The organism is Arsenicibacter rosenii (genome assembly GCF_001870735.1).
Classification (GTDB): domain Bacteria; phylum Bacteroidota; class Bacteroidia; order Cytophagales; family Spirosomataceae; genus Arsenicibacter; species Arsenicibacter rosenii.
In genome coordinates, this window is record NZ_MORL01000019.1 from 83,132 (window position 1) to 102,029 (window position 18,898).

Annotated in this window: 12 protein-coding genes; 6 read left to right on the forward strand and 6 right to left on the reverse strand. The window is 54.5% G+C overall.

Annotated elements, in window-relative coordinates; genetic code table 11:
- Window positions 1–192 precede the first annotated feature (192 nt).
- The gene (locus BLX24_RS23510; protein ID WP_229201883.1) at window positions 193–5,217 is read left to right on the forward strand and encodes an endonuclease/exonuclease/phosphatase family protein; all 5,025 of its coding nucleotides are present in this window, start codon (window positions 193–195) and stop codon (window positions 5,215–5,217) included.
- A gap of 58 nt (window positions 5,218–5,275) precedes the next feature.
- On the opposite strand, the gene BLX24_RS23515 is transcribed toward BLX24_RS23510, so the two are convergent.
- Window positions 5,276–7,429, reverse strand: a complete 2,154-nt coding sequence (locus tag BLX24_RS23515) for an FUSC family protein (RefSeq protein ID WP_071505662.1) — start codon at window positions 7,427–7,429, stop codon at window positions 5,276–5,278.
- A 180-nt stretch (window positions 7,430–7,609) separates the two neighbouring features.
- Complete coding sequence (locus BLX24_RS23520) at window positions 7,610–8,569, reverse strand: helix-turn-helix transcriptional regulator (protein WP_071505663.1); 960 nt, start codon at window positions 8,567–8,569, stop codon at window positions 7,610–7,612.
- Window positions 8,570–8,653: 84 nt separating this feature from the next.
- Between BLX24_RS23520 and BLX24_RS23525 the strand changes: the two genes are divergently transcribed.
- From BLX24_RS23525 to BLX24_RS23535, 3 genes are all read left to right on the forward strand, one after another.
- A complete protein-coding gene (locus BLX24_RS23525) occupies window positions 8,654–9,787 on the forward strand; it encodes an FAD-dependent oxidoreductase (RefSeq protein ID WP_071505664.1) in 1,134 nt (377 codons plus the stop codon).
- 107 nt (window positions 9,788–9,894) lie between these two features.
- Complete coding sequence (locus BLX24_RS23530) at window positions 9,895–10,707, forward strand: oxidoreductase (RefSeq protein WP_071505665.1); 813 nt, start codon at window positions 9,895–9,897, stop codon at window positions 10,705–10,707.
- A 6-nt stretch (window positions 10,708–10,713) separates the two neighbouring features.
- Window positions 10,714–11,283: a Crp/Fnr family transcriptional regulator gene (locus tag BLX24_RS23535; RefSeq protein WP_071505666.1), complete on the forward strand. Its 570-nt coding sequence runs from the start codon at window positions 10,714–10,716 to the stop codon at window positions 11,281–11,283.
- 3 nt (window positions 11,284–11,286) lie between these two features.
- Here the strand turns inward: BLX24_RS23535 and BLX24_RS23540 are convergent, their stop codons facing one another.
- Both BLX24_RS23540 and BLX24_RS23545 read right to left on the reverse strand, forming a co-directional pair.
- The gene (locus BLX24_RS23540; RefSeq protein WP_071505667.1) at window positions 11,287–12,081 is read right to left on the reverse strand and encodes a helix-turn-helix domain-containing protein; all 795 of its coding nucleotides are present in this window, start codon (window positions 12,079–12,081) and stop codon (window positions 11,287–11,289) included.
- Window positions 12,078–13,115 (reverse strand): SDR family oxidoreductase, encoded by a 1,038-nt coding sequence (locus tag BLX24_RS23545; RefSeq protein ID WP_071505668.1) that lies wholly within the window; start codon window positions 13,113–13,115, stop codon window positions 12,078–12,080. Before BLX24_RS23545 ends, BLX24_RS23540 begins: the two co-directional genes overlap by 4 nt.
- Before the next feature lie 238 nt (window positions 13,116–13,353).
- Between BLX24_RS23545 and BLX24_RS23550 the strand changes: the two genes are divergently transcribed.
- Both BLX24_RS23550 and BLX24_RS23555 read left to right on the forward strand, forming a co-directional pair.
- On the forward strand, window positions 13,354–14,079 hold the full coding sequence (locus tag BLX24_RS23550) for an SDR family oxidoreductase (RefSeq protein ID WP_071505669.1): 726 nt from the start codon (window positions 13,354–13,356) through the stop codon (window positions 14,077–14,079).
- 48 nt (window positions 14,080–14,127) lie between these two features.
- Window positions 14,128–15,180 (forward strand): methyltransferase, encoded by a 1,053-nt coding sequence (locus BLX24_RS23555; RefSeq protein WP_071505670.1) that lies wholly within the window; start codon window positions 14,128–14,130, stop codon window positions 15,178–15,180.
- On the opposite strand, the gene BLX24_RS23560 is transcribed toward BLX24_RS23555, so the two are convergent.
- Window positions 15,177–16,223: a glycoside hydrolase family 130 protein gene (locus tag BLX24_RS23560; protein WP_071505671.1), complete on the reverse strand. Its 1,047-nt coding sequence runs from the start codon at window positions 16,221–16,223 to the stop codon at window positions 15,177–15,179. The genes BLX24_RS23555 and BLX24_RS23560 overlap by 4 nt on opposite strands.
- 22 nt (window positions 16,224–16,245) lie before the next feature.
- Window positions 16,246–18,762, reverse strand: a complete 2,517-nt coding sequence (locus BLX24_RS23565) for a T9SS type B sorting domain-containing protein (protein ID WP_177225904.1) — start codon at window positions 18,760–18,762, stop codon at window positions 16,246–16,248.
- Window positions 18,763–18,898: the final 136 nt, after the last annotated feature.

Below are 18,898 nucleotides of genomic sequence, written 5' to 3' on the forward strand. Positions count from 1 at the left end.
GGGTTTACCTACATGGAAAGCAGTGGGCCGGCGAGTAGAACCGTCTCACTGTCCGGTGGGGTATTTACCGGAGCGACAGGGACAATAACTGCCTTAAGCACATCAACAGCTGTATCGGTTTCGCCGACCTCTATCCCTTTTTCCGGCTCAGCTTTACCCCCTGTTTCATTAACTGTTACGTTAGCGGCAGGTTTGTCAGTCGGCACTTACTCTGCCACATTAACCTTCGAAGGGGGCGGGGCAACCGCTAGTGTACCAATAACCGGCACGGTCACATCAAATACGGCTCCGGCACTGAACACAAACCCCGTGAACCTGAGTGGTTTTTTTACCGCAATCGGCACCCCGTCAACGGCCCAGAGTTATACCGTTAACGGCGTAAATCTGACAGGGCCGGTAACGGTTTCGGCGCCAGCAGGGTATGAAATCAGCCTGAACGGCTCCGCATATGCCAGTACAACAACGGTTTCGCCGGTGAGTGGTTCGGTAAGTCAGGGCGTATTTGTCCGGCTGACGGGTGCCGCGGTCGGTAGTTTCACCGGGACGGTTACTCATGTCAGTACCGGCTTAACGGCTACGGTACCGGTGAGCGGTACGGTAAACCCACCGGCTGCCTTGACAGTCAATAGCGCAGGCTTAACCTTAGCTGGTACCCAGGGAACGCCGTCGGCAACCCAGTCATATATTGTTTCGGCAACAGCCCTGACAGCCGCACTGGTTGTTTCTGCACCGACAGGCATTGAAATCAGTTCAAATGGTACCTCATTCAGCTCGTCGCTTACGCTGGCGTCATCAACAACCAGCGCGACGATCACGGCGCGTCTTACCGGACTGAACACCGGTGCATTCAGCGGAAATATCACTAACGTGAGCGGCTCGTTAAGTGCCGTTGTTCCGGTCAGTGGTTCGGTTAGCTCAACCGGTGAGATTGTCCTGACCGGAGGAAGCTACACCCAGAATTTTGACGGCATCGGCACACAACTGCCAACCGGCTGGTCAGTACGGACAGGAGCTACGGCTACCGGTCTCGGATCAACACAACTGCTGACAGTTGCACCGACGCTCTGGAACAATACCGGCGGCTCCTTCAAAAACCTGGCATCCGGGGACATTGGTTTGTCGGCATCAACGACTGATCAGGGTAACGCAACCGACCGTGCACTCGGTGTCCGGCAGTCGGGATCACTTGGCGATCCGGGGGCGGCTTTCACGGCTAAACTGGCCAGAACAACCGGCTTCCAAAGTTTCAGTCTGACCTTTAAATTACAAAGCCTTGATGCTTCGTCGCCACGGGTAACTACCTGGCGGGTTGACTATGGATTCGGCGAGACGCCAACCTCTTTTACCGCATTGACGGTAACCGGCCCGTTGACAGTGGGGGGGAGCGCTGTCAGCAATAATACCATCGGTGTTGATTTTGGTACTGCCCTGGATAATGTAAACACACCGGTTTGGGTGCGGATTGTTGCCCTATCGTCCAGCAGCGGCTCAGGAAACCGCCCGACTACCGGTATTGACGACTTTTCATTAACCTACAGCCCGGTTCAGCCGGTTCTGACGGTAACACCAGCGTCATTAACAGGCGCTAACGGACTGGAATATTTTGCCGGCAGCGGCCCGGCGAGCCGGACGGTTACGGTAAGCGGTAAATTCCTGACGCCGGACGCCGGTAATATCACCGTGACCACATCAGATGCCACAAACTTTGCCGTGTCGACGGATGGAACCGCATTCGGCGCCACGGCCAGCCTGCCTTATACCGGCTCTGCCCTGGCGGCCACAAACCTGATTGTCCGGCTGAATAACAGCATTGCCATCGGCGATACCTATGCCACTACGCTGACAATTTCGGGCGGTGGCACCACGCCGGTGATGATTCCGGTCAGTGGTACGGTGCTGGCTGCCGGCACGAAGGTATTACGGGTCCAGCCCGTTACGCTGAACAGCTTCACCACTACCCAGGGTACATTGTCTGACGAACAGACCTATACACTTACAGCGACGAACCTGACTGAAGACATTGTTATCGTTGCGCCGGCCGGTGTCGAAGTAAGCGAGGTGTCAGGAATCGATTTTGCCTCGTCGTTAACGCTGCCGGCCTCCACTACGCTGGCAACCATCTATGTTCACCTGACTGGTGAAACCGTCGGATCCGTGAATGGCTCAATTACGCATGCCGCAAACGGTCTGTCGGCGGCAGTAACGGTAGGTGGTACCGTCAGTAACTCGGTGTCAATCGGTGGTTTGATTACGATGGCAGAGGCCCGTACGGTAGCCGTAAACAGTGTCGTAACGCTGCGCGGGCAGGTGACCGTCAGCAGTCAGTTTGGCGGTAACCTGTTCTATGTACAGGATGAAACCGGTGGTATCGCGTTTTATAATGCCTCAACGGCTTACGGAAATCAGGTGCAGCTGGGCGACAGGGTACAGGCAACCGGTTCGGTAACGGTATATCAGGGTGCCCGTGAACTGGTAATCACCAGTTTCTCCGTGGTGCAGACGGGACTTACCCCGCCGGCGCCGAAAGTAGTTACCTTAGATCAGCTGACGGCAAACGAAGGCTGGCTGGTTCAGGTGGATAATGCGGCGATTGGCGGAACGGGTACCAGTTTCTCCCCGACAACTTACCCGCTGACGGCCGATGGTGCGTCCGGTACCTTATATATCAAAGCGCAGTCGGGTGTCAACGGCGCCGGTAAGCCTGCTTCGGCTACCATCATCGGGATCAGTGAACATTACACCAGCGGGGTTACCAATATCAATGAATTGATGCCGCGTCTGTTATCGGATGTGTCGGGCGCTACGGCTCCGGTCGATCTGACCTGTGCTATTCCGGGGTCAACGACGCTGACGGCTGATAAAACCCTCGACATTGCGGCCTGGAACGTGGAATTTTTCGGGGCCGATGCCGGATCAATCACCTGTGCGCAGGGTACCTATGCCTACGACGATCAGGGACCGCTGAATGAAGCCCTCCAGAAAACAAACGTGGCCACGGTAATCAACAAACTGAATGCCGACATCATCGCTACGGAGGAAGTGAGTGATATTAACCTGTTTGCCCAGATGGTGAGCAGTATTCCAGGCAGCTACAGTTATGCCTGCTCCGACAAATTCTCGTACTTTTTCCAGGACGAATGCCAGCAAACGGTAACGAACGGAAAAGTATTCGGGCCGACGGCATACGGTCAGAAAGTATGTGTCATCTACAATACCGCTACGATTACGCCAATTCCATCGGAAACGAAAGCGTTGCTGCTTAATTCGAGTTCTACCTATACCTATCCGACCGGCAATGGCTGGGCGTCAGGGCGTTTGCCGTATATGTTTGTGGCCAATGCAACCATCAACGGCGTTACGCGGAAAATTCACGTAGTGGTTATTCACGCGAAATCAGGCAGTGCATCGGCTGACTTCACACGCCGTCGTCAGGATTACAATGATCTGAAAACCGTGCTGGATACACAGTATCCAAACGCAAACATTGTGATGCTGGGCGACTATAACGACAAGGCAACGGCATCTATTTACACCGCATCGCCTATCTCGTCGTTCAACAGTTTCGTGGCTGATGAAACCAATTACGCAACGCTGACGAAGCCGCTTGAACTGCAAAACTGCTCGACATTTAACTCGTCGGCCAGCTTTATCGATCACATGATTGTGTCGAATGACCTGAACCGTGGTTACCTGAGCAATTCGATGTATGTACTGCAGCCGTTCAGCATCCCGGGCTATGGCACGACCACCTCGGACCACAACCCGATTGCTGCCCGTTTCGACCTGTCGCAACTGCCTGCACCGACCGTGGCCCTGGCCGCGAGCGGTACGGTGACCTGTGCTAACCCGACCGTAACCCTGACCGCCAGCGTGACCGGAACGGGTCCGTTTACCTATACAGTCGTCGGGGCAGGTATAGTTTCACAAAGTGCAACGTCAGCAACCGTAAATCAGGCAGGGACCTATACCGTTATCGTAACGGATCAGGTAACGAGCGCTACGGCTAGCGCCACGGCTACGGTAACGTCAAATACCGTTACCCCGACGGCCAGCCTGGTAGCCAGCAATACCCTGACCTGTACACAAACCAGCGTGACACTGACGGCTTCCGGCGGACAGAGCTATACGATTGCCGGTCCTGGCCTGGCCACACCGGCGACAACCAGCATGGTTGTGGTAAATCAGGCGGGATCATACACGGCAACAGTCGCCAATGCCAACGGCTGTCCGTCAACAACAACCGTAACGGTTGCTGCCGATCAGTCGGTGCCATCGGTAAGTCTGGTCGTGTCGGGTACATTGACCTGTGCGCAAACCAGTGCGACGCTAACGGCCAGCGGGGCAACAAGCTACACGCTGCTCGGTCCCGGTCTGGCGAGTCCGGTTATCGGAAACACGGCTGTCGTAAGTGTTGAGGGAGTATACACAGTTATTGGGTCGTATAGCAATACATGCAGCGCCACTGTTTCGGCGGGCGTTACTTCTAACACCATTGCACCAATGGCTTCGCTGGCGGCGAACGGCGCAGTGACCTGTGCATCTGTAGCTACGCTGGTGGCCAGTGGCGGAAGCAGCTACACGTTCACCGGACCGAACGGTGTCGTAAGCAGCACCGGTACAACCGCAATCGCTACGCAGGCAGGAGCATATACCGTACTCGTGGCTAATGTGAACGGATGCACCGCGACGGCACAGACAACGGTTGTCGCCGGTACATTGCCTCCATTGGCTATGGTTGCTTCCGGAAGCGCTGTTGGTTGCGGGGCATCAAGTGTTACGTTGACAGCCAGCGGGGCGACCAGCTATACAGCCGTCGGTCCGGACTTTATGGAGACGAACACAACCGGTGTATTCGTGATCACCAAAACAGGTAGTTACACGGTAAGTGGTTTAGTGAATACGGGCTGCGTTGCCGTTGCTACGCATACCGTCAACGCGGGAATCACCCCATCGGCAACCAATGTCCAGGTGGGCAGTATGAATAAGAGCACGGGTGGCTGTATGAGTGTTCTGACGGCCACGGCTACCGGCACCCGCTTTACATTCACGGGCCCTGATGGCTATGTATTCAGTTATGTATTCCGTACGCCGGGTACCTATCCAATCGTAGCGCCGAATCTGCCGGTAACTGGTGGGTATACGTTAACCGTATCAGGAGGCGATGGTTGCGGATCTGCCGTATATCCGGTTACAGTAACCGAAATGCCTTGCCGTTAAGAAATCAGGCAGAAACAGAATAGGCGAAGGGGGCAGTCACAGACTGCCCCCTTTTTGCTTATACCAGCAACGTATCCGTTACCTTGCCGACATCGAAGCTGACTTTCTGGATAAATTCGAGCTGGCCGCGCAGAAGCCGGTCGTCGGCGGTAGGGGCTACTTTTGCCACTGTGACAGTCTCGGGTTGCGGTTCGGCTGTGGCCGGTGTCGATGCTACCGGAGCGTTCAGTTTGCGCAGGCTTTCGGTGAGGCTGGCCAGCGACCGTTTTACCAGCCGGATGCCATCGGCAGTGGCCGGTTTCGGCAGTGAGCCGGTGGCCAGGGTTGAGGTAATGGTGGCGACGTTTGACGACAGAATGTGGTTCAGCACCACAAACTGATGGACTTCGCTGCGGTGCCATTGCTTCCACGACGGTTCGGAGGTCATCCGTTGAAAAGCCGCTGCAAGGTTGGCCGAACTTACGTACACGTCTTTGCGGGCCAGTTTATACTCTGTGATGGAAATGGATTTGCCCGACAGCCCGTCCGACATGATTTTCAGAAAGGCAATGTTGGCCTTGACGACATCGACCAGCAGCGGCTTGAGCTGATCCGATTCCCAGCGCGGAAACAACAGAAAACTGGCCGCAAAAGCAATCACCGACCCGACTACCGTATCGAGCACCCGCTCTTCCAGAATGCCGAAACCGCCCATGCCCAGAAAGTGAAACAAGATCAGCAGGTAGGGCGTCATCAGCGTAACCATCACGACATAGTTGGTCCGCTGAAAACTGAACGCCCCGATCATGAACATCAGCATGGCCAGAAACAGTACGGTGGTGTTGCCCGTCGCCAGTAAAATCAGCGTACCGATTCCGCCCCCGACCAGTGTCCCGGTCAGCCGTTCGTAATTACGCTGCTTGGTCAGGCTGTAGCCGGGTTTAATCAGCACCGTGATCGTCAGCAGAATCCAGTAACTATGGTGACCCAGCGGAAAGGATTTGGCCACAATGAACCCGACCATACAGGCCAGTGCCATCCGCAGTGAATGCCGGAAAATCGACGAATTCAGCGTCAGGTTGTTCACAAACATCTTCGGGTCAACCTCCTGATGGGAAATAAACCGGTTAAAGTCGTCAGGATAACGGGCTTCTTTGGCAACTTTCGCGTTCGGGTCTGCATACTGCTGGATCGTATAGAGCCGCTGGTGCAGATTCCGCAGGCTCACGAGCAGTTTCCGGAGCACCAGATTACTGGTTTCGGGGTCTTTTTTGCCGATGTCCTCAATCCGGAGCCGCAGCGCTTCAAGGTGGTTGGTCAGGTCCGTGTGGCCTTTGTGGGGCCGGTTCGACTGGATGGACAGCCCAATGTAATCCAGCTCAATGGCCATGCGCCGGATCAGGCGGCTGATGTCGCGCAGTACGCCGGTATGGCCGAACCGCTCCCGGATCGAGGCGTAGTCGTAATACATCGCCACGATCTGTTCGTAAAGATCGATCACGTCTACGAACGTGAGTACCAGTACTCGGCCGGTCGAGGTCGATTCCTTCACAATCTGGCGGCTCTTAAACAGCAGTTCACGGACAGCATCCTGTTTTTCGGAAACCGTTACCTGCTGCGCCAGTAATTTCCGGTAGTCTTCTTCAAGGTCCGTACTGGTATTATAGAACTCGGCTTTAATGAGCAGAAATTTAGAAATTGCGTGCACACACTCACCCAGTGCCTGCTGGGCTGCGCGGTAGGGCAGCAGCTGCACCGACGACAGGCTGATGGCCAGATACCAGAAACCGCCGAGGGCAATCAGGCCGGCATACTGCCAGACTTCGGTGTAGGTCAGCGGCCGGTCCATCATCAGGATCATGATCAGCAGCCCGGCGGTGCCGATGGCCGTGGCGCGGTTGCCGTAGACGCCGAACATGGAAAAAAGAAAACTGAACACCAGAATTTCCGGACCCAACGTCCAGTTGCTGGCCCGCAGGAAACCGGTCAGCAGGGCCACCAGTACAATCAACCCCCAGCAGACGAGCATCCCGTTCCGCTTATGGATAACCGGCCCCGGCGAATCTGCAATGCTGACGCACAAGGCGCCCATCGACACCATCATGCCTAGCTGAAAATGACCGAACTGTGCCAGCACGACAGACGGAATCAGAATGGCGAGGGTAATCCGTAGTCCATCCGAAAAATGCTGGCCGAATAAAAAATACCGTACCTCCCGGACTTGTTTTTTCATGGTGGTAATGTGTTGTCGGGCTGCCTGCACGCTACCTGCGCACGGAATCGGTGGTTAGCCCTCCGTTTATATAACGTATTCCGGGGCATTGGGTTCACCGGCCGGCTCCAATCCGTTACCAGCCGGTACATGCATAACGGGTGCATTTTACGGACATAACCTGATAAAAAACACACCTGGTCAGAAAAAGGTATTCATGGCATATTTCTTTGGCTTCAGGCCGATGTGGGCTTCAAACACGCGGGTGAAGTGGCTGAGGTTGGTGAACCCCAGCTGGTAGCCGACCTCCGATACCGTCAGCGTTCCGGTGGTCAGCAGGCGGGCGGCTTCCTGCATCCGGAACGCCTGATAATAGCTGAAAATACTTTGGCCGAAGATCTGTTTAAACAAACGTTTTAGTTTGGTCTGACTCATGTTGGCGGTATCGGCCAGCTCCTGCATGACCGGCGGCGTGTCTAACCGGCTCAGAATAAGTTCTTTTATGGCATAAAGTGCCCGGATATCGTGGCCATTCAACGCATGGAATTGCGTCTCGCCGCGTTTTTCCAGTTCCATCAGCAACCGGCAAACCAGTTCTTCGGCCTTAATGCGCAGCAGGAATAAACCCAGCGCGGTGTTGGCACCGTTTAGTAGTTCGGTAACAATGGCCTGTAGCGCGGGCGACACCATTTGCTCGAAAAGCAGCGGACGGGTGTTTTGGCGCAGGCTTTGCAATACCGGCGAGGGCGTTTCCGTGTCGGGCAGACGGCTCAGGTAGTCGGCACTTACGTCGATGTTGATGGTTGCGGTATGGCTGTGAACGGGGATGGCGGTATCCGTAGTCAGGGTACTGGTGGCAATCAGAACAGATGGTATCGCCTGCTCTGACCCGATTGCATCAACCGGCAGAAAACAGTTCTGAAACTTGAAGAGGACTGTTTTATCCGCCGTGTGCAGGCCGTGGTGGTCAATAACCATGTCCTCATACAGTTCGTAATTAAAAATCATCAGGCGGATGTGCTCGCTGAAAACAAATCCGGCACAGTAGCCTTTACCATACCGTTCGGGAATGTCCAGCCGTCCGTTGGTTATGGTCGTCCCTGTCATCTGCGCAAACCGGTGCAGCACAGCGGGGGTAATGTCTGCCTGTACATTGGTCATATACGACTATTTTTAGGTCTAAAGTAGCTATTTTAGCCATACTATGCCAGCTAGTTTTGCCACATAATCAAACACAGCAAAACGATGCTACTTAAGAATAAACAGGTTGCCATTATCGGAGCGGGACCCGTTGGGTTGACGATGGCCCGGTTACTACAGCAGAAAGGCGTTATGGTGACCGTCTATGAACGGGATAAGGACCCACAGGCACGGATATGGGGCGGCACCCTTGACCTGCATCCGGCCACAGGTCAGCAGGTAATGGCACAGGCAGGGCTGCTGGAACGTTATTTCGCCCTGGCCAGGCCAATGGGCCGAATCCTGACCGACGATCAGGGGGCTGCTTTCTTTACACGGGAACCACAAGCCGATAATCCTGAAATAAACCGTAATGTACTGAGAACGATGCTGCTGGATAGTCTGGCTGATAAGACGGTAGTATGGAACTACAGGCTGACCGGACTCGCCGCCCGGGCCGGAAAATGGCAGCTGCACTTCGCGGGTCAGCAACCGGTTATGGCCGATGTCGTTATCGGAGCCAATGGCGGGCTATCGGCTGTGCGGCAGTATCTGACAGATTCGGTGCCCCGCTATACCGGTACGGTCATTATGCAGGGCGATGTGCCGCAGCCGGAGACCGGTTGCCCGGCTTTTTACCGGCTTTGCAATCGCCATATCCTGATGGCCGCCGCCAACGGTAATCTGCTGGTAGCCAGCCCAGACAACGATGGTGCGCTGACGTATGCCGTCATGTTTGCTGCCCCGGAAACGTGGTTGCAGCAGCAAGACGTTGAATGCCGGGAAGACAGTGGTATCCGTAGCTATCTGGCAGGGCGTTTCAGCGGGTGGGATGCGTGCTTTCAGGAATTGTTCCGGCATACGGCCGCGTTCCGGTGCCTGCCGGCGCGGAGGCTGCCCCTGGACCAGCCGTGGCGCCCGGACCGGCCTTTACCGCTTACGCTCATCGGCGATGCCGCCCACCTGATGCCGCCGTTTGCCGGGCAGGGCGTTAATACGGGCTTGATGGATGCGCTGATTTTGTCGGAGAACCTGACAACCGGCCGTTTTGGGAGCATCGCAGACGCCATCCGCGATTACGAGGCGCACATGCGGGTGTATGCGTCGGAGGCTCAGCAGGAGTCTGCGCAGAACGAACAGGCCATGCGCGAGCCGGACTTTTCGTTCCGGCAGTTGATGATGAAAAGCGGCGATCAGTAATTGTGTAGGAAGGCATAATGCCTGCATCTCTTTTTGCCAAATGGCAAAATAGTTTGCTGTTCCCGGTCGCAATTTTGCCCTGTTCATTAACAAAACGAAGGGTAAACATGGCAAAGACAGTTTTAGTAACCGGCGCGTCGTCCGGCATTGGCGAAGCAACGGCAATTTATCTGGCGCAGGCGGGGTATACGGTTTATGGCGCAGCCCGTCGTACCGACAAATTGCAGGCGTTAGCGGTCTACGGTATCCGGCCGGTAACACTTGATGTGACCGATGATGCCAGTATGACCGGTTGCATCGCCACGATAGCCCGCGAGGCCGGAGCGGTTGATGTGCTGGTAAACAACGCAGGCTTAGGCTCATACGGTGCGCTGGAAGATGTGCCGATGGCCGAAGCGAAAAATCAGATTGACATTAATCTGTTTGGCACTGCCCGGCTCATTCAGCTGGTATTGCCGGCAATGCGCAAAAACAAGTGGGGGAAGATTGTCAATATTTCGTCGGTAGGCGGAAAAGTAGGGCTGCCGATGGGAAGCTGGTATCATGCCAGTAAATTTGCGGTCGAAGGGCTCAGCGATTCGCTCCGGAATGAAGTGCGGCCGTTCGGTATCGACGTAATTGTGATTGAGCCGGGTGGTACAAAATCGGAAATGATAAGCATCGGGGGCAATGATTTACAGCGGGTTTCCGGTAAGACGGTTTATAAACCACAGGCCGACAGACTCGTGAAGATGTATGACGACATCGAAAAAAATGCGGTGGAGCCGGTTGAGATTGCTAAGTTGATCAAAAAAGGTATCGAAGCCCGCCGTCCCCGTGCACGATACGTAGGTGGAGGCATGGCTGGCGTGATGCTGTTTTTTCGGAAAATTTTGTCTGATAAACTTTTTGACCGACTGATAATAAGTCAGATGAAATAAGAAACTATGGAGCAGCTTATCAATTACATCCTGCAGTTTGGCCAGCTGAATCAGCAGCAGATTGATCTGATAAAATCGAAGGCTATCAATAAAAAAACGCCTAAAGATGCTTATTACCACGAGGCCGGTAAAATACCACGCGAAGTGATTTTTATTAACGAAGGCATTATGCGGATTTGTTTTTACAACAATAAAGGCGATGAAATCACGAAGTATTTCATTGATGAAAACAATTTTCTGGCCGACATCAACAGCTATAATCAGGGTATTCCGTCGACCGAATACGTGCAGGCCGTTACGGATTGCCAGTATATCGCGTTATCGAAAAAAGCCCTGGACGAATTGTCAATGACCATAATCGGATGGGATGCGATCATTGCCAAAATAACCGCCAAAGGGCTGGCCGACAAAGTAAACCGGATCAGTCCGATGATGACGGAAGATGCTACGGAGCGGTACCTGAACTTTCTGACCAACTTCCCGTCCCTTGCCAACCGCATTCCGCTGGCGTATATGGCGTCGTATTTAGGCATTACCCAATCCTCGCTGAGCCGGATCCGACGGAATATTCGCTGACAGTTACGTTTGCCGCTCTCTTTCAGCCAGTTCAGTGGGCGTGATGCCAAACTGTTTCCGGAACGAAAACGAAAAGTGGGAGTGCGTTTCAAAGCCCAGTTCCAGGTACAGGTCGGAGGGCTTGCGCTTGTGCTGACCGATGAGCACATAGGCTTCCTGCAACCGCTTCCGGATCAGCCAGCGGTTGGGCGCTTCATGGAAGATAGCCTTAAAATCCCGCTTGAAAGCCGATAAACTGCGGCCGGTCAGGTAGGCAAAGCGATCAATAGGCACATTAAACCGGAAGTTACGGTGCATAAACGCTTCCAGGTTGACCTTTTCGGGCATGTCGTAATCGAACAGGATACTGGCCAGATCAGGAGCAGTTTTCAATAAAATCACCAGCAGTTCCTCATATTTCAGGTTTTCAAAGGCTTCGTCCAGTTCCATTACGCCTCGTTGATACGGTTTCAGTGAACGGATAAAATCGTCGGCCAGGCTAGTTTCAGGAAGCCGGATCAGTGCTTCATCTGTTTTCGGAGCCGCTGGCCGGGGGAGCTTGTGCTTTTCCTGAAACTGTTGAAGAAAGGGGGTATCAAAGCAGAAAATAACCGGTTCAAACGGGGCGTCCCTATCCGGCAATACGAATTTTATCAGCCGGTTTTTCCGGGCAATGCCGCATTCGCCTTCGGTAAAAGTATGCGTCTGGTTGCCGTCGAAAAAGCAAACGCTTCCCTTGACGATGTACATAAACACATGGTCGGGAATAAACTGCTCATTCAGCAGCCCCGACCGTGTATCGGTGGTGATTGCTCTCATTGGATATGGCCGTATCGGATCATACTGTCTACAGCTGCAAGGATAGCCTGTTCCTGCGTAGCAACGGGTGTCCAGCCCAGTATTTTTTTTGCGTTGGCATTGCTCACCCGCCGGTTCACATTCAGCAGCATGACCGCTTCCCGTGCTTTCGGATTAACCAGTGCCGCCAGCCGGAGCATCCAGTTGGGAATGGTTCTGGCTGAAACCTTACCCGCTACCTGAGGCCGTTTGCTGCGTAACAGGGCCGCAATTTCCGGAAACGAAATCTGGCCGTCGGTGGTGGCAATAAACCGCCCGCCGTTTGCGTCGGGGTGGAGCATGGCTCGGATATGCAGATCGGCCACATCGCGTACATCTACTACATTAAGCGGAATATGCGGAACGGCTTTCATTGTGCCGTGCAGCAATGCTTCGAGCAGGTGGAAACTGCCGGAAATGTGCGCATCCAGCGAGGGTCCCAAAATAGCCACCGGATTGATGGTGGCAAACTCCAGGGGACCGCCTTCGTTTTTGATAAACTCCCGCGCGGCCTGTTCCGCCAGTGTTTTCGATTTTTCATATATCGATAGCCCTTTCAGGGTAATATCGGTCCAGTCGGCTTCAGTGGTTTCGGTTGTTTTATCCGTATGGCTAAACCCGACGGCTCCGAAGTTAGAGGTCATTACCACCCGTTTTACACCTTCTTTCCGGGCAAATCTGAGTACGCGCAGAATGCCTTCAACCGCCGGCCGGATGGCCTCCTGTTCGTTTTCGGGGGATTCCAGAAACACCGGCGAAGCCACGCTTAGGACGTAGGTGCAGCCCCGCATGGCCTCAGCCCAGTTATCATCCCGGGTAAGTTCAGCCTCTGCAAACGAGAGCCTGTCGAAGAAGGTAATGCCGTGGTCTTTCAGGGTGTTGATCAGTTTATCCTTGTTGTTGAGGTTACGCACGGTTGTCCGTACAGTGTAGCCTCGTTGCAGCAGTTGCAGGATAATCTGCATGCCGACAAATCCGGTACCGCCGGTCACTAATACAGTTGTTGTCTGGTTCATTGTCTGAGCTGTTTTTACCCGACAAAGGTCAGCGGATTTTTGGCTGAATATTGTTCTGTAAAGCCCAAATGTGTTGTCCTGAGAAGCTCAGAAGCCGGTTTTTACCGGCCCTTAACCGAAACAGGGTATTGGGTTCCGCCAGATTGCCATTGCCTCTGATTTACTTTGATAAACCTCAATCCGGGAATGGGGTTCTGGCGTCAACTTTCGATCTTTGCGCCGACAAAATCTGACAGCAATGCACTTAGCAAACAACAAAATTCTCATTACGGGAGGTGCCACGGGGATCGGTCTGGGACTGGCCGGCCGGTTTATTCAGGAAGGCAATACGGTACTGATCTGCGGTCGCCGGCAGGAGGCACTGGACGAGGCAAAAGCGACCTTTCCGGCGCTGATTACGTTTCAGTGTGATCTGGAACAGGAGGCAGAACGTACCCGTTTGTATGACTGGGTTGCCGAAGCCCACAGCGATCTGACCGTGCTGGTCAATAATGCCGGTATCCAGAACTGGATGGGCCTGAACGACGAGGCATTCTACGAAAAAGCGGCAAAGGAAATCAGCATAAACATCGCGGCGCCGCTGCACCTGACGCAGCTTTTTCTGCAGTTACCGCACTTGACGACCATTATGAATGTGAGTTCGGGGCTAGCGTTTATTCCGCTGGCGAAGGTGGCGGTCTATTCGGCTACCAAAGCCTTTATGCGCTCATTCACACTCTCGCTGCGGCACCTGCTGAAAGGCAGTAAGGAAGTAATCGAGATCATTCCACCGGCGCTGAATACCAATCTGGGGCAGCCAGGGCTGCATTCGGAATATCCGCCGGTCAGTGATTTTATTGAATCAATCTTTGCACAGCTTAAGGAAGGAAAAAATGAACTGACCTTCGGAACGAGCGCGGCCCGTGCCGAGGCCAACAACGCCGTCATACTGGAATACTTCAACCGGATGAACGGAGCCTGGTAAACCATAATCAATACGATACTAAACGACCGCCGAACGAAAAACGTCCTGATGATCCTTACGCAATACCCTGATTTCGCCCCGATTACGCGCCATCTGCGGGCCATGTATAGTTCGCGGCTGCTGCTGGCTGCTGTTCACCACCTGCATGTGTTTGAGTACTTACAGTACGGCCCGCTGCCGGTAGCTGAGTTGCAACGGCAAACCGGCCTTGCCGACCGCCCTGCGTCCGTTCTGTTTCCGGCTCTGTGCGCCATGGAACTGCTGACCCGCACAGCCGACGATAAACTGGCACTGACCGCTGTCGGGCAACACCTGACCCGGTCGGCGTCGCCGACGATAACCGGCTATACCGGTCTGGAGGCCGGTGATCCCGGCGTACTCGACATGACGGACCGGTTGCGGAACGACGGCCCGCTACATAGTACGGATGGCATTGCTTACGTGAAAGAGGGCGAAGGTCCGTCGCCGATGGATGATCCGACTTTGGCCCGGACACTGACGCTGGCCCTTGCCGGTCGGGCCAAAGCGCTGTCGCCGATTGTGGCAGCTAACCTGCCGCGCCACAGCGGCCATTTGCTCGATGTGGCGGGCGGGAGCGGTTATTTTACCTACGAGTGGCTGCTGGTCAATCCGGAGGCGACGGCCACGTTGTTTGACCGGGAGGCGGTCTTGACGGTGGCCGATGAGTTACTGACGGCGTTCAGTCAGAGCGGCCGTCCGGGGGCGGAGACGGTGCGGGAACGGGTAACGTTTTTGCCCGGCGATATGCTGACCGATCCGTTGCCGGAAACCGATCTGCTGCTGGCCGCCAGCCTCTTTCACGACTGGCCGGACGATACCTGCCAATTGCTGGCCGACCGCTTTGCCGGTGCGCTGCGCTCCGGCGGGGAGTTGTGGGTGCACGACGCCTTCCTGAACGATACGCTGGACGGGCCGCTGCCGGTTACCGATTATTCGGCGCAGCTGTTTTGGGTGACCAAAGGCCGTTGCTACAGCCGCGCCGAATACAGAAAATGGTTTCGTCAGGCGGACTTAACCACACCTGACGAAACCATTCCGACCCAAATGGACTACAGCCTGATCCGTGCCTTAAAAAGCTAATCGTTCCGGGTCAGTTCGGCCAGCCCGACCCCATCGTCGGCCGCACCGTAATAAACCCATATCCGTTCGCGGTTCTGATCCTGATCAAACCACCTGACCCAGCCGTTGGAGAAGACTACGTTCGGGAAAAAGCCTTCGCGCTCCCAGGTAAGTTCAGGCGTTAAGAGCGGGTTGGCCGACCGGTCAAGAATATGGTCGGGATTGTTCCGGTTGAGCAGCACAAGGGCCAGTGAGTAGGCTGATGTGCTGCTGGCACCGTGGTAAAGCACCAGCCATCCTTCGTCGGTCAGGATGGGTTCCGGTCCGGCGCCAAGCTTCTGAATTTCCCATTCGGCGGCCGTCGGGCCAAACAGAAACCGGTTATTCCCCCAGTGAATTCCATCGACGGATTCGGCCAGCCAGACTGACGGTTTGCCGATTTCATGCACCATCGGGCGGTGCATCAGCACGTATTTACCATTGATGCGTTCCGGAAACAGGCAGACGTCTTTGTTGGGTGGCGGCAGGATCACGCCCAAACGGGTGACGTCCTTAAAATCGGTTGTTGTGGCCAGCCCGACTGCCGGACCATGCTCCGATACGGCCGTATAGGTAATCCAGTATTTGCCGTCCAGAAAGGTAATCCGGGCATCTTCGATGCCAAACGCTTCGTCGGGGCGGGCCGGAAACAGGAAGGGTTTTTCGTCGATGGTAAAATGAACACCGTCTTTACTGCGGGCCAGCCGCAGGTGACTAAGCGATGTCAGGTAGGTTTTACCGTTGAGTGTAACCACTCTCGGGTCATAGGGCCCGTCTGGTTCACGGAATGTTTTGACCGTTAAGGTTGGCAGGCCGTCGACGGTTTCGACCACCGGAATATGAAGCCAGCCTGCTTCGGGGCGGGGCGCTTCGGCTACGCGCAGCAGCAGGATAAACTCATCACCGACGCGACAGGCTGCCGGGTTAAACGCGCCTAAAACATCGAACCCGTCTACTGACGGTTTCACGTCGCGGGTTTGGATAATGGGTTGGTCAAAAAGGCGTTTCAGCGAATAATTTTTCATGGTTGAGCTGGTAATCGAGATCTTAACGGAGAATGGTTATGGTTCCCCGTTTGGGCGGTTCTGTTGGTTTTAAACGGATTAAGTATGTATAAGTGCCTGTCAATAAGGGTTCTCCGGCATAGTTGCCGTCGAAGGGCTGTGCATAGCCTTTTGAATAGAAGACCACTTCGCCCCACCGGCTATAGACAATAACTTCAATATCCGGATAATCGTTAATCCCGGTTAAGACCCAGGTATCGTTCAGGCCGTCGCGGTTAGGGGAAAATGCGGTTGGCACATAAAAGCCGAGAGCTAGTTCGATCCGTACGCTGTCGCTGACCGAACAGCCAAAACTGTCGGTTACCGTCAGGGTGTAGGTAATCGGGGCGGCGGGTGTACTGGTTGCATTCCCGATGGCCGGATTGTCGAGATAAAGCGGAGGGGTCCATCGGTATTGATACCCCGTACCAATGTCGCCGGGCAGGAGCGTAGGAACACCCGGACCCGTTTCCAGGACCGGTGGCAGGTTGAGATAGGCCATCGGTCTGACGACTACCACCATCGTAGCATTACCGGCCGCACAGCCCGAGAGATTGGCTGGCGGGGCATAAGTAACCGTAATACTGCCGACGCCGGCTGCCTGCGGAATAAATAAATTGCCGATAACACCCTGCCCGCTGAAAGTGCCGCCTGCCGGTGTGGCCGACAGCGGAACCGGTATAGACGATGGCCCGCAGATCGGCCCGATCGGGACAATCGAAACCGGTATTGTTGAATTTTGCAGCACCTGATGCCTGTCGGAGAGGATGGTACAGCCATTGGGGTAGGTAACCCTGACGGTGTATTGGCCCGCAAAGGATGTGCTGAGTATCGGCGACGTGCCACCGGGTTCAATGGTCCCGTCTCTGAACCACTGGTAAGCCGGTAAACCGGTCGGGCTTGCTGATAAAATCAGGCTCGCCCCCAGGCAAACCGTAGGGTCGCCGGTTATGGTCGGTTTCGCCAGCACGGGACTGCTCATGGTAACCGGTGCCGAGAGAGCCGTGCAGCCGCCGGGCACGGTGACTTTTACCGTGTAAGCCCCCGAATCAATGCTTTTGATCGTGTTTGTCGTTACACCGGTAGTGACCCCGTCGCGGAACCATTCATATTGGTAGCCATTTAACAGATTGGTTTGTAAGTTGGCCGTCGCGCCGGGGCAGAAGGTGGTGCTGGCGGGTTGGGCAATGCTGACCGATGGCGGGCCGCTAACGTTCAGGATGATTTCATTCGAGCGTGCCGTACAGCCGTCCGGACTGGTAATGACAACACTGTATACGCCGTTGACGTTGGTTTGTATAAATGGACTGTTAGGGTTGCTGATAAATTGATTATTGCCCAGGTACCAGGTGAGGGCGCTGCCGGTCAGTGGGGAGATGATGCTCAGCGTGGCCGGTCCGGAGGCGGTGCAGCCAGTGGTTGCCGATACATTACTAATGGTTACGGTCGGGGCGACGGCGGCCGGAATCGTAAACTGTACGCTTGCCGAGTCGCAGACACCGGCCTGTGTAATCCGGACGCGGTAATTGCCGGGGGTATTTACCGTTAGTGTCGAACTGCTTTGGCCAGTGATGGGCTGGGTGTCTTTAAACCACCGGTAATCCTGATTGGCTTTGCCGTTTGGTGCACTGATCGTCAGGGACTGTCCCGGGCAGATGGGTGGCGGTGTTGGCGAGGGAGTACTGCCCTGTTTGGTATAGGTAATGGCCGGCGGGTCGATTTTGGGGCAGGTGGTGTAGATGAGGGTGTATTCGGTCAGGCTTTCCGAAACTTTTTTCCCGTCATTATATTGTTCGGCGATAGCGGCAATCGTAAACTGACCACCGGTAATAGTCTGAGAGGGCGTAATGGTCAGTGTAGCCTGACCGTTGCTGGGGCCTGCTGTCAGTGAGGTAGAGGAGGGAACAGGAAGCGGGTTGGCAGCACTATACCCGTTTTTCCAGCTCACGTTGTCTAAGGTGCCGCCCGCAGCATTTTTTAGCGGAGAGCTAAGGCGTATGTTTACTGTCAGAACAGGAGGAGGGGATGCCAGGCCAAGTACATTGATAACGAGCTGATCATAGGCATACGCATTGAATTGTGAACTTTGATTTGACTTCTGGCAACGGAGGATCGGATTGCCGAGCATAAACGTAGACGTTTTACCCGGACCGGAACCATCTGGCTGACCGGACAGGAAGTCAGGGGAAAACCACAAGTATAAGCTGACAGGAGCAGACTGGATATTTGCCGTTTGCGGACGTGTTCCGATTGGTTCTGTCACGAAGAAGTATCCGCCCGGGTCATTATAGGTCGCTCGTGGTAATTTTATATCGCCAAGGTATTGGAAATTATACAGGTTAGCGATTGTGTCCGGGTTACAGGGATTACCGAAAACCGCTGGGTCAGAAGGTGTTTTTGTTAATTTATAGGTTAGCTGTAGCGATTTATCAGTACTTCGATATAAACTGACCTGAAGTTCGGCGGGCATTTTGGCGACATCGCCGGCAGTAACGTAAAAATGAGCCAGTAACGTAAACATGTCCGGGTTTGGATCGGTAAAGTAAACCGTCCTGAACATTGTTCCTCCATAAATCGTCTGAGCATACCCTCTTCCAAAACAGACACACAGCAATATCAATAGCCAGTAACGATTCATCATCCGGTTAAAAAAGGAC

Coding starts and splice junctions, on each gene's coding strand:
- BLX24_RS23515 (WP_071505662.1), bottom strand. CDS start 7,429: ATGAAAAAACAAGTCCGGGAGGTACGGTATTTTTTATTCGGCCAGCAT.
- BLX24_RS23520 (WP_071505663.1), bottom strand. CDS start 8,569: ATGACCAATGTACAGGCAGACATTACCCCCGCTGTGCTGCACCGGTTT.
- BLX24_RS23525 (WP_071505664.1), top strand. CDS start 8,654: ATGCTACTTAAGAATAAACAGGTTGCCATTATCGGAGCGGGACCCGTT.
- BLX24_RS23530 (WP_071505665.1), top strand. CDS start 9,895: ATGGCAAAGACAGTTTTAGTAACCGGCGCGTCGTCCGGCATTGGCGAA.
- BLX24_RS23535 (WP_071505666.1), top strand. CDS start 10,714: ATGGAGCAGCTTATCAATTACATCCTGCAGTTTGGCCAGCTGAATCAG.
- BLX24_RS23540 (WP_071505667.1), bottom strand. CDS start 12,081: ATGAGAGCAATCACCACCGATACACGGTCGGGGCTGCTGAATGAGCAG.
- BLX24_RS23545 (WP_071505668.1), bottom strand. CDS start 13,115: ATGAACCAGACAACAACTGTATTAGTGACCGGCGGTACCGGATTTGTC.
- BLX24_RS23550 (WP_071505669.1), top strand. CDS start 13,354: ATGCACTTAGCAAACAACAAAATTCTCATTACGGGAGGTGCCACGGGG.
- BLX24_RS23555 (WP_071505670.1), top strand. CDS start 14,128: ATGATCCTTACGCAATACCCTGATTTCGCCCCGATTACGCGCCATCTG.
- BLX24_RS23560 (WP_071505671.1), bottom strand. CDS start 16,223: ATGAAAAATTATTCGCTGAAACGCCTTTTTGACCAACCCATTATCCAA.
- BLX24_RS23565 (WP_177225904.1), bottom strand. CDS start 18,762: ATGTTTACGTTACTGGCTCATTTTTACGTTACTGCCGGCGATGTCGCC.